Source organism: Agromyces sp. ISL-38 (genome assembly GCF_018613935.1).
Classification (GTDB): domain Bacteria; phylum Actinomycetota; class Actinomycetes; order Actinomycetales; family Microbacteriaceae; genus Agromyces.
The window spans coordinates 193,284-205,449 of the sequence record NZ_JAGGPF010000010.1; the positions used below are offsets into that span (position 1 = coordinate 193,284).

A 12,166-nucleotide genomic window follows, 5' to 3' on the forward strand; every position below is an offset into this window, starting at 1 on the left:
CTCCCCATGTGAGCAACGGCATCACCCGTGTTAGCGTGTACCCCGGAGTGGGGGCTGCTCCCGATCTCATGCCCGTGTCTGCAGTGAAAATCAGGGAGTGACGGTTGGGTACCTTCTCGTCGTGGCTCCGCCCGCGCAAGACGATGGCCACGACCGTGGCCATTTCCGTGCTCGCGGGTGTGCCACTCACGTTCGCCGTGCTGCATCAGGGGTTCCCGGTGACCGATCCCGACCTGCGTGCGCGTGAGGTGTGGGTGACGAATGGCGAGGAGTTGCTCGCCGGTCGCCTCAATCGGCAGATCGAGGAGCTCGACGCGGCGGTGAGCACCGTGTCGAACGACATGGATGTCTTCCAGAACGGCGACGACGCGTTCCTCTACGACATGAGCGCCGGCTCCCTCGAGCGAATCGACCCCGCGTTCACGACGCTGACGCAGCGAATCGACGTGCCGCTGGGCTCCGAGATCGCCTACGGCGGCGAGGTGTTCGCGATCCTCTCGTCGAAGGGCGAGCTGTGGACGACGCCCGCGGGCGGGGAGCTCTCGTTCGATCCGCGCGGCACCGACCCCGTGGTCAAGCTGGGTGACGACGCGCAGGTCGCGGTGACGTCAGAGGGCGTCGTTCTCGCGACGTCGCCGTCGAAGAAGAAGTTGTACCGCATCGCGCCGGGCGGCGGCGATCCGACGACGTCGGAGTTGCCACGGCTGGGTGAGCATCAGCTGGCGGCGGTGGGCGATCGTGCGGTCATCTTCGACGTGGAGCGCAATGCGCTCGTCGTCGATGGGCGGGTGATCGAGCTGCCCGAGGCAGGACTGAAGTTGCAGCAGTCGGGGGCCGAGCACGATTCGGCGTTCGTGGCCGCGGCGTCGGCGTTGTTGGAGGTGCCGCTCGGTGGGGGCGAGGTTCGGGTCATCGAGAACGGTGCCGAGGCTGTAGCGGGGTCGGCCGATGAAGTCGCAGCGCCGGTGTGGTTGAACGGGTGCGCGCACGGGGCGTGGGCGACGTCGTCGCGGTATCTTTCCGCGTGCGACGGGAAGGAGCCCGCGCCGCAGGAGATCGAACAGCCGACGGTGGGGTCGCGGTTGGAGTTCCGGGTGAACCGGGATGTGATCGTGCTGAACGATCTGACCAACGGGAACGCATGGTTGGTGGATTCGGATCTTCGGCTGGTCGACAACTGGGACGAGGTCACGCCACCCGAGGAGTCCGACGAGCTCGAGGGCGATGAGAAGAGCGCCCAGCAGACGTTCGAGGATACCCTGGCCGAGCGCACCGACGCGAACCGTCCGCCGCTGGCGCGTGATGACGAGTACGGGGTTCGTCCCGGGCGCACGACCGTGCTCGAGGTGTTGGAGAACGACACCGATCCCGACGGCGATGTGCTGACGGTGTCCGGCACCTCGGAGGTCGCGGAGTCGCAGGGGCGGCTGGAGCTGATCGATGGCGGCCGGGCGCTGCAGTTCACGCCGGCTGAGGGTGCTGCCGGCACGGTGTCGTTCCGGTACGGCGTGGATGACGGTCGCAAGGGCGCGTCCGAGGCATCGGTGAATGTGCGGGTCGTTCCCGAGCCGGAGAATGCGGCGCCGGTGTCGTTGCGTTCGGGTGCGGTGAGCGTGGAGCAGGGCCAGCAGATCTCGTACAACGTGCTGGCGGACTGGATCGACCCCGACGGCGACGACGTGTTCCTCGTCAACGCCTCGCCGACGAGTGGCGACTCCGCACGGTTCAGCCCCGATGGTTTCGTGACCTTCGATCACCAATCGGGCGAGCTCGGCCTCAAGGAGGTGCAGTTCACGGTCTCCGACGGCCAGGCCACGGCGGCCGGCGTCCTGACGGTCGACGTCAAGCCCACCGGCGCGCTGAATCCCATCGGAACGCCTGACTTCGCCAAGGTGTTCACCGGTGAGACGGTGCTCGTGAACCCCCTCGAGAACGACTTGTCACCGTCGGGCGCCCCGCTTTCGCTGCTCGGTGTCGACGACGTGCCCGGCGGGGCATCCGTCACACCCAACCTCGAGCGCGGCACGATCGCGTTCAGTGCCAATGCGCCGGGGGAGTACATCTTCCTCTACAACCTCGGCGCGGATGCCGCCGTCAGCGTCGGCCTCGTGCGCGTGCAGGTCGTGGATCCGCCCACCGAGGCGCAACCGCCGATCGCCGTGAAGGACACCGCATACCTCCGGCCCGGTGAGCCGACGTCGGTGCCCGTGCTCGCCAACGACGTCTCACCCACCGGGCGCGTGCTTGCGGTGCAATCCGTCGACGACTCGATGACCGACGACCTCGTCTCGGTCGAGATCATCACCAACACCGTCGCCCGCGTGACGGCCTCTGCGGCGCTGGATCGACAGTTGCAGTTCAGCTACACGATCTCCGACGGCATCGAGACGGCCACCGCCACGGTCACGGTCGTGCCGGTGCCGCCACTCGTGAACAACCAGCCGCCGGTGGCGCTCGACGACAACGTCAACGTGCGCGCCGGAGACATCGTCACGGTTCCCGTGCTCGACAACGACTATCACCCCGACGGGGCGAAGATCCACGTGCTGCCCGATCTCGCTGAAGCCGAAACCCCCCAGGGGCTCGCATTCGTGAGTGAGGACACGGTGCGCTTCCAAGCGCCCGAAGAGGCCGGCCTGTACTCCGTCGTGTACACGATCGGCGACGACTTCGAGCAGACCGCCCGCGCTCAGGTCAACTTCACCGTGGTCGCGAAGGATGCCGGCGAGAATCGGCCGCCACTGCCGACCCCGCTCACCTCGCGCACCTTCGCCGGCTCGGCCGTGAAGATCGACGTGCCGCTCGACGGACTCGACCCCGACGGCGACTCGGTCGTGCTCACGGGAATCAAGGCGGCACCGAGTCTCGGTCGCGTCGCCGACCAGACCAGCACCTCCTTCACGTACGAGGCGTTCGCGGGCTCCACGGGCACCGACACCTTCACCTACGAGGTTCGCGACACGCAGGGCGAGGTCGCGGTCGGCACGATCCGCATCGGCGTCATTCCCCGGCCGGCCGTCGCGCTGCCGCCGAAGGCCGTCGACGACACCGTCGAGATGAAGCCCGGCCGCACGGCATCCGTCGAGGTGCTCCTGAACGACTCGGATCCGAGCGGCTACAGCCTGAAGGTCACCGGCCTCGCCGAGGTCGACGAGGGCATCAAGGCCAAGGTGCGCGAACAGCGCCGCGTCGTGGTGACGGCACCCGAGCAGGAGGGCGCATTCACGATCCGCTACGAGATCTCGAACGGGCACGGCGGCGCCGACAGCGCGTTCCTGCAGATCGCGGTGAAGGAGAATGCGGTCATCCTTCCGCCGACCGCCGAGGACCAGGTCATCGAACCCGAAGACGTGCTCGACGTCGACTCGGTCGAAGTGCACCCGCTCGACGATGCCACGAACGCGGGCGGTCTCGTCGAAGACCTCGTCGTATCGGTCGAAGGCCCCAACGCGAACCGGGCAGAGGTGCAAGCCGACGGCAGCATCGTCGTGCGCCCGGCGAAGCAGCGCTTCGCCGTCGCGTACCGGCTCACGAACGAGCTCGACGACCTCGATGCGATGGCCTTCGTCATCGTGCCGCCGTCGGTGAGCGCGACCGAGGACGCCGAAGAGCCGAGCATCCCGGGCCCGCATCTGGCCGACCTCGGCCCCATCGTCATTCCCATGAACGGCAAGATCAGCTGGAGCGCGGCAGACATCGTGGTCGTCCCCTCGGGCAATCCTGCGCTCATCCTGTCGGCCACGAGCACCAATGCCGGGGAGTCGGCGTTCGTCGACGGCGAGAACCTGCAGTACGTGCCGGCGAAGGACTATCGCGGGGAGGCGTCGGTCACGTTCGAGGTGACCGACGGCACGTCGGCCGACGATCCGAAGGGACGCAAGGCGTTCCTCACGATTCCGATCACGGTCGGCGATCCGAACTTCGAGGACACGCCGCCGGTCTTCACGCCGCGGAGCGAGACGATCGAGGCGGGCGAGCCCGCGCTCCAAGTGGATCTGCGGTCGTCGACCGACCACCCGAACCCCGATGCGATCCAGCGGATCAGCTATTCGAACCTCAGCGGCACCACCGCAGACATCCAGGCGACGATCGACGGCGGCGCACTGAACATCTCCGCGCCGCTCGGCGTGCAGCCCGGCACTTCGACGCGGCTCACCTTCGACGTGAAGTTCAACGAGTTCACGGTGCCCGGCTACATCGACGTGAAGGTCGTCTCATCGACCCGGGCGATGCCGCAAGCCGTCGACGACGGGCCCGTCGAGATGCAGCGCAGCCAGTCGCAGGCGATCGACGTGCTCGCAAACGACTTCAACCCGTTCCCAGAGGTGCCGCTCCGTGTCGTGGCCGCGGAGATCGATCAAGCGGATGTCGGATCGAGCGCATCCGTGAGCTTCACCGCCGAAGGGATCACCGTGCGCACCGGCGCCTCGTTCACCGGGACGCTGAGCGTGATCTACCGGATCCAGGACGCCACGAAAGACCCGGCACGTGAGACGCAGGGCCGCGCGACGATCATCGTGCGTGCTGCACCCGATGCGCCGAACGCCCCTTCGGTGACTGCGGGCGATGCCTCGGCGACCGTGACGTGGAGGGCCCCCGCGAGCAACAACTCGCCGATCACGGATTACATCGTCGAGTACAACGGCGGCTCCAAGACGTTCCCCGCGTCCGCTGCAGGTGTGGGGCAGAACATCGGCGGCCTCACCAACGGCACCACGTACACGTTCACGGTGCGAGCCGTGAACGCGATCGGCACGTCGGCTCCCTCGCCCGGCACCAACGGCACGCCGTATGGCACGCCGAACGCGCCGCAGATCACGTCGTTCACGGCCTCGGGTTACGCGCCGGCCGACCTCACCGCGAGGTGGAACGTCCCGACGTCGACGGGCGGCGGCTCGGTCACCTACGAGTGGCGGCTCGACGGCGGCAACTGGAACTCCACGACCAGCCGCTCGGCCACGATCAACAACAGGGACGCAGGCACGTACCGCATCGAGGTGCGGGCCATCAACAACGGCAGCGGCCGCGCGGGCCCCCCCGACGCCGCCGCCGTGGGCGTGAGCAACCCCCCGAAGACGGTGTCGCTGTCGAAGGGCGACCGTGTCGGGTCCTACTCCGGACCGTACGGCTACTGCAACGGCGATTGCTGGCAGTACAACGTGTCGGTCTCGGGCTTCCCCGACGGCACCGCGTCGGGCTACGCCATGTGCAACGGCACCCGGCTCTCGACCGACATCCGCATCTCGGTGAATGGCGGCCGCGGCAGCTACACGGGCAAGTTCCCCGAAGCCTGGTGCGGGTACCCCGACGCGTATGTCGTGATCGACGGCGTCAGGAGCAACAATTGGTGAGCCGGCGTGAGAACTCGGGGTTGAGGTTGCAGCAGTCGGGTGCCGAGAGATACGGCGAACGGGCAGTCGAACACGGCGCCCGCAATGGAGGGAGAGTCCGAACGTGTCCGTGACGCAAGAACAGGCCCAGTGGTATCAAGACGCCTTCAGCAAGCTCGTCGACAATGTCGACCAGGCGATCCTGGGCAAGCGACAGGTCATCGAGCTCGTCGTGACCGCCATGCTGGCCGGCGGACACGTGCTGCTCGAGGACTTCCCCGGCACCGGCAAGACGGTGCTCGCCAAGGCGCTCGCGAACACGCTCGACGGCACCCACTCGCGCATCCAGTTCACTCCCGACCTGCTGCCCTCAGACGTCACCGGCGTCACGATCTACGACCAGGGCAAGGGGCACTTCGAGTTCCACCGTGGCCCGATCTTCGCGTCGATCGTGCTCGCCGACGAGATCAACCGCGCGAGCCCCAAGACGCAGTCGGCGCTCCTCGAGGTCATGGAGGAGGGCAAGGTCACCGTCGACGGCGTGAGCTACGACGTCGGCAGCCCGTTCATGGTGATCGCCACGCAGAACCCAGTCGAGCAGGCCGGCACGTACTCGCTCCCCGAGGCACAGCTCGACAGGTTCCTGATCAAGACCTCACTCGGATACCCCGACCACGACACGGCGGTGACGCTCCTGCTCGATTCGGCCAACCGCGCCCGCGCCTCGCGGGTCTCGCCGATCATCGCCTCGAGCTCGATCATGACGATGGCGCAACTGGCGTCTGACGTCTACGTCGACGCATCCGTGCTCTCGTACCTCAACCAGATCGTCGCCGCGACGAGGGAACACCAGGACACCGCCCTCGGGGTCAGCATGCGCGGCGCTCTCGCACTTGCGCGAGCGACGAAGTCGTGGGCGATCGCCCATGGCCGCACGTATGTCACCCCCGACGACGTGCGTGATCTCGCCGTGCCCGTACTGGCTCACCGCATCATCGTCGACCCCGAGTCGGACTTCGCCGGCATCACAGCCGAAGACATCGTCTCGCGAGTGCTCGTCGAGATCGCGCCGCCCGCGTACCGGGCGGCATGAGCGGGGAGACCGCGGCGCGGCCGGCCCCATCCCAGGCGCGCATCGCGTTGCGCACGATCGGGCGAGCCATCGCGGCATCCGTTCGATCGACCGTGATGCGTGCCGCCGGCGCGTCGCAGGACGTCGCCCAGTTCGCGTCACCCGTTGTCAGCGTCGTCTCGACGACGGGATGGCTCGTGCTCGCGGCAGCGGTCGCGTCCCTGCTGCTCGCGTGGTTGTTCGGCTGGATCGAGTTCGCATTCCTCGGCTTCACGTTGCTCGCGGCGCTGCTCATCGCCGTGTCGTTCGTGTTCGGCCGCATGAGCTACCGGGTCGGAATCGAGCTGAAGCCCGCCAGGGTCGTCGCGGGGGAGCGAGCGCTGGGTCGGATGCTGGTCACCAACACCGGCACCCGTGCATCCACGCCGGCACGGCTCGAGCTGCCGGTCGGTGCCGGTCTCGCCGAGTTCATGGTGCCGGCGCTGGCGCCCGAAGCCGAGCACGAAGAGCTGTTCGCCGTTCCGACCAACCGGCGGGCCGTCATCGTGGCCGGCCCTGCGGAGTCCGTTCGTGGAGACCAGCTCGGCCTGCTTCGGCGCACCGTGCGATGGACCGATCCGGTGGAGCTGTTCGTGCACCCGGTCACCGCGAGGCTGCAACCGTCGGCGGCAGGTCTCATGCGCGACCTCGAGGGCGAGATCACGAAGACCATCACCAACAACGACATCTCGTTCCACGCCCTGCGCGCCTACGCGCCGGGCGACGCGCTCCGCAACGTGCACTGGCGTACCTCGGCGCGTACTGGTCAACTCATGGTGCGCCAGTACGAGGAGACGCGTCGATCGCAGCTCACGCTCGTACAGACCACCGAGCGCAAGCACTACGCGTCCGATGAGGAGTTCGAACTCGGCGTCTCGGTGCTCGCCTCCATCGCCGTGCAGGTCATTCGCGACGGCACCCGCCTCTCGGTGGTCACCGAGGGCCTGGCCCTTCGCACGGCCACGCCGACCACGCTGCTCGACGACTCGTCTCGGATCGAACAGACCGGCGGCGCGTTCGCATCGGTGCGGGACTTCGTTCGCGAGGCCACGAAGCGGTTGCCCCCGCCGAGTGTCGTGATCGCCGTCGCCGGCTCGGGTATGCCCGTTGCGGAATTCCGATCCATCGAGACGATCTTCAGCGCCGACACCACGATGGTGGCGATGCGCGTCGAACTCGGCGCGGCATCCCGCATCTCGAGAATCTCCGGTGCCGTCATCGTGACCATCGGCGACCTCGCCGACCTTTCTCGCATCATGCGGAGGGTGCGCCCATGACCAGGCTTCCTCGCAACGTCGTCGGCGACATCCTCGTCCTCAGTACGCTCTCGCTCATCGGCGTACTCGGATACGAGACGTCGTTCGGCGACCTGAACTTCCTCCTGGCGGCCTTCGGCGGGCTCGCCGTCGGCACGTTCGCCGCTGTGGCGGGATCGCTCTGGCGACTCGGAGTGCTCACGACCGTGCTCCTCGGTCTCGCCGGGTACTTCCTGCTCGGCACGCCGTTCACCATGCCGGGCGTGGGCACCTTCGTCGTGCTGCCGAGCCTCGAGTCGATCGTCGGCCTCGCATTCGGCGCCGTGTTCGGCTGGGCCGACATCGTGACGATCGGCACGCCCGTCGAGGCGCCGTACTACGTCGCAGCCGTGCCGTACTTCGCGGCATGGCTCGTCTCGCTCGTCGGCACCGTGCTCGTCACGAGATGGCTCGTGCGGCGACGCACCGTGCTGCGCTCGAGCGTGCTGCTCATCGGCCCGATCCTCCTGTACGTATCCGGCATCCTGCTCGGCACCGACGAAGCCTATTTCGCGGGGCTGCGTGGCGTGACCTTCGCGGTGCTGGCCCTCGTCTGGATCGCCTGGCGACGAGGCGCGACGGTCGAGGCGAGCGGTGAGGGCGCTCAGCGCCTGCGCAAGCAGAAGCTCACGGGCACGGCCTTCGTCGTGGCGGGTGCCATCGCTGTCGGAACGCTCGCCGGAGCCGCCTTCGCACCCGCGACGCCCGACCGGTTCGTGCTGCGCGAGGAGATCGTGCCGCCGTTCGACCCGCTCGAGTTCCCGAGCCCGTTGTCGGGCTTCCGCAAGTACACCAAAGACCTCGCCGAGACGCCGCTCTTCGAGGTCACCGGGCTCGAGCCCGGCGACACGATCCGCCTGGCGACGATGGACTCGTACACGGGCCGGCTGTGGAATGTCGCCGGTCCCGACGACGTCGGCGCCGAAGGCGGCGGTTATGCGATCGTGGGTGAGACGCTCCCCGAGCCGTTGCTCGCGACCCTCGGGAGCCGGCGCGAGATCGAGGTCGACGTGGCCGGCTACGGCGACGTCTGGATTCCGACCGTGGGATACGGATCATCGCTGCGTCTGCTCGATGACGAGACGGCCGCTCGCGAGGGTGACGTCCGGTACAACCCGGCCGCCGGCACTGCCGTGCTCACGAGCGGCATCGGCGAGGGTGCCAGGTACCGGCTCGACGCCCGCATCCAGGAGGAGCCCGAGCTCGAGGACCTCATCGACGTGCCGGTCGCGAGCCTGACGCTGCCCGTCGTGGCGAACTCACCCGACGTGGTCGCCGCGAAGGCGGACGAGTTCGTCGGCGATGCGGCGAGTCCGATCGAGCAACTGCGAAACATCGAGCGTGCCCTCAAGACCGGCGGATTCCTCAGCCACGGGCTCGCCTCAGATGCCGTGCCCTCTCGCGCCGGGCACGGGGCCGACCGCATCATCGAGCTCTTCACCCGATCCCAGATGGTCGGTGACGAGGAGCAGTACGCCTCGGCCATGGCGTTGATGGCGCGGCACCTCGGCTATCCGGCCCGGGTGGTCATGGGCTTCGCGCCAGACGTGCCAGCCGACGGCGGAACCGTCGAGGTGACCGGTGATGACATCACCGCATGGGTCGAGGTGCCGTTCGAGGGAGTCGGCTGGATCTCCTTCCGCCCGACGCCTGAACAGGTCGACGTGCCGCAGGAACAGACGCCGAAGCCGAAGTCCGAGCCCCAGCCGCAGGTGCGCCAGCCTCCGCGAGCGGAGGAGATCGAGGATGACCTGCTCACGACCGTCGAGATCGACGAGACCGATGACGACCGTGACGAGGCGTTCGTCGTGCCCGGTTGGGTCTGGGTGGTCGCAGGTGTGCTCGGTATCCCGCTCGCCATCGTGTTCCTGCCGATCCTCGCCGTCGCCCTCATGAAGCGGCGACGTCGTCAGAAGCGCCTGAAGGGTGCCAACGATCGACGCGCGGCCGGTGCGTGGGAAGAACTGGTCGACCGATACGCAGAGCTCGGCATCGAGCCACCCGACCGTGGCACTCGATTGCAGTCGGCTCGCATGCTCGAACGGCTGGCCGCCGAGCAGGGTCTCGAACGTTCGGGTCCGAACGGATCGCCCGGCGAACAGCATTCCGAGCCGGTGCGACTCGCGAACCTCGCCGCGACGATCGATCGCGATGTGTTCGGCGGCACCGAGGTGTCCGACGAGGTCGTCACAGCACGCTGGACCGAGGCGGATGCCGCGATCGCCGCGGTGTACGGGGCTGCCGGACGCATCCGTCGCGCCATCAGCCGGTATCGGATCCGCTCACGCCGCTAAAGTGGATTGCGTGGCCGCGCCGGACTTCATCGTCCCCCCTCCGGGGTTGATTCCGAACGCGCCCGAGAACACGGAGCCCGAACGCACCGTCCAAGTGGTTCCCGGGCGCGCGCTGCCGTCATTCGTGCCGACGGCGCCGCACAGCATGCCGTCCCCGATGCCGCCGGTGCTCCCGATGCCCGGGCCTGCTCCGACGCCCTCCGCCTCGAATGCGGCGCCCGGGCCCTGGCGCCTGACGGGTGAGCGTGGGTTCGAAGTCGTCGTCGAGGGGCGACTCGTGCTCGGCCGCGACCCGGTCGCCGCGCCGCCGCATTCCGACGCGAAGGGCGTTCCCATCGTCGATCCGGCCCGATCCGTCTCGAAGACCCATGCGCTCGTCGAGGCGACCGCCGACGGCGTGTCGGTCACCGATCTCCACTCGACCAATGGCGTGCGAATCCGAACCGCCGACGTCGAGCCGCACGAGATCGCCCCCGGCATGCCCGCGGTGGTCCCGCCGGGGGCATCGTTCCTCCTCGGCGATCTCGAGTTGCACGTGGATCGTCTGTCCAGAGACACGGTGTAATCTGTGAGCGTGCGCGCTCCACGACTTCTTCGGTGCCGCGGCGGGGCCTCGTCCTAGGCCCTCCCCGCCGCGGAGTCCGTCGACGGCTGACACTGATTCTGAGGAAGACGAACGCATGACCACCACGATCCCGGCGGGCGATCGCCCGCGTACCCTGGCCGAAAAGGTCTGGGAAGCCCATCTCGTGAAGAAGGGCGAGGCCGGCACTCCCGACCTCATCTACATCGACCTGCACCTCGTGCATGAGGTCACGAGCCCGCAGGCCTTCGACGGCCTCCGGCTCGCCGGCCGACCGGTTCGCCGGCCCGACCTGACGATCGCGACCGAAGACCACAACACCCCGACCCTCGCGATCGACAAGCCCATCGCCGACCCGACGAGCCGCACCCAGATCGAGACCCTGCGCCGCAACGCCGCTGAGTTCGGCATCCGGCTGCACTCACTCGGCGACGTCGAGCAGGGCATCGTGCACGTGGTGGGCCCGCAACTCGGACTCACCCAGCCCGGCATCACGGTCGTGTGCGGCGACTCGCACACGTCGACGCACGGGGCGTTCGGAGCGATGGCCTTCGGCATCGGCACGAGCGAGGTCGAGCACGTGCTCGCCACGCAGACCCTTCCGCTGAAGCCGTTCAAGACGATGGCGATCAACGTCGAGGGGTCCCTCCGGCCGGGGGTCACGGCAAAGGACATCATCCTCGCGGTGATCGCCAAGATCGGCACGGGCGGTGGCCAGGGCTACGTGCTCGAGTACCGTGGCAGCGCCATCCGCGCGCTCTCGATGGACGGCCGCATGACGATCTGCAACATGTCGATCGAGGCGGGTGCCCGTGCCGGAATGGTGGCTCCGGATGCCACCACCTACGAGTACCTCAAGGGCCGCGCCCATGCACCCGAAGGCGCCGACTGGGACGCCGCCGTCGCGTACTGGGAGACCCTCGCGACCGACGAGGGAGCGCAGTTCGATGCCGAGGTCTCGATCGACGCCGACACCCTCGAGCCGTTCGTCACCTGGGGCACGAATCCGGGCCAGGGCGTCTCGCTCAGCGAGGCCGTGCCCGACCCGGCGACCATCGCCGACCAGCATGAGCGCGCCGCCGCCGAGCGCGCCCTCGAGTACATGGATCTCGCGCCCGGAACGCCGTTGAAAGACATCCGCGTCGATGCCGTGTTCATGGGCTCGTGCACGAACAGCCGCATCGAAGACCTGCGGGCCTTCGCCTCGATCATCAAGGGCAAGCACAAGGCCGACGGCGTGCGCGTCATGGTCGTGCCGGGCTCCGCTCGCGTGCGGCTCGAGGCCGAGGCCGAGGGCCTCGACAAGGTCATCACCGAGTTCGGCGCCGAGTGGCGCTTCGCCGGCTGCTCGATGTGCCTCGGCATGAATCCCGACCAGCTGGCCCCCGGCGAGCGGTGCGCGTCGACCTCCAACCGGAACTTCGAGGGCCGGCAGGGCAAGGGGGGCCGCACCCATCTGGTGTCGCCGCTCGTCGCCGCCGCGACCGCGATCAGGGGCACGCTCTCGGGTCCGTGGGATCTCGAGGCCGCGAGCCAGTCGGAGGGCAACTGAC

At 68.3% G+C, this 12,166-nt stretch carries 6 protein-coding genes; all 6 read left to right on the top strand.

The genetic code is table 11. The features are described 5' to 3' along the window. Positions 1 to 104 precede the first annotated feature (104 nt). Positions 105 to 5,351: an Ig-like domain-containing protein gene (locus J7E25_RS11195; protein ID WP_214870227.1), complete on the top strand. Its 5,247-nt coding sequence runs from the start codon at positions 105 to 107 to the stop codon at positions 5,349 to 5,351. Between the two features lie 109 nt (positions 5,352 to 5,460). After that, on the top strand, positions 5,461 to 6,423 hold the full coding sequence (locus tag J7E25_RS11200; RefSeq protein ID WP_214870602.1) for a MoxR family ATPase: 963 nt from the start codon (positions 5,461 to 5,463) through the stop codon (positions 6,421 to 6,423). After that, complete coding sequence (locus J7E25_RS11205; RefSeq protein ID WP_214870228.1) at positions 6,420 to 7,718, top strand: DUF58 domain-containing protein; 1,299 nt, start codon at positions 6,420 to 6,422, stop codon at positions 7,716 to 7,718. The genes J7E25_RS11200 and J7E25_RS11205 overlap by 4 nt, the downstream gene beginning before the upstream one ends. Continuing rightward, positions 7,715 to 10,030, top strand: coding sequence for a transglutaminase domain-containing protein (locus tag J7E25_RS11210; protein ID WP_214870229.1), 2,316 nt, complete (start codon positions 7,715 to 7,717; stop codon positions 10,028 to 10,030). Before J7E25_RS11205 ends, J7E25_RS11210 begins: the two co-directional genes overlap by 4 nt. Before the next feature lie 10 nt (positions 10,031 to 10,040). Further along, the gene (locus J7E25_RS11215) at positions 10,041 to 10,595 is read left to right on the top strand and encodes an FHA domain-containing protein (RefSeq protein ID WP_214870230.1); all 555 of its coding nucleotides are present in this window, start codon (positions 10,041 to 10,043) and stop codon (positions 10,593 to 10,595) included. A 115-nt stretch (positions 10,596 to 10,710) separates the two neighbouring features. After that, complete coding sequence (leuC, locus tag J7E25_RS11220) at positions 10,711 to 12,165, top strand: 3-isopropylmalate dehydratase large subunit (RefSeq protein ID WP_214870231.1); 1,455 nt, start codon at positions 10,711 to 10,713, stop codon at positions 12,163 to 12,165. The last annotated feature ends 1 nt before the right edge of the window (position 12,166 follow it).

Bases quoted from the DNA above. Each gene is read 5' to 3' on its own strand.
- leuC (WP_214870231.1), top strand. From the start codon at position 10,711: ATGACCACCACGATCCCGGCGGGCGATCGCCCGCGTACCCTGGCCGAA.
- J7E25_RS11205 (WP_214870228.1), top strand. From the start codon at position 6,420: ATGAGCGGGGAGACCGCGGCGCGGCCGGCCCCATCCCAGGCGCGCATC.
- J7E25_RS11210 (WP_214870229.1), top strand. From the start codon at position 7,715: ATGACCAGGCTTCCTCGCAACGTCGTCGGCGACATCCTCGTCCTCAGT.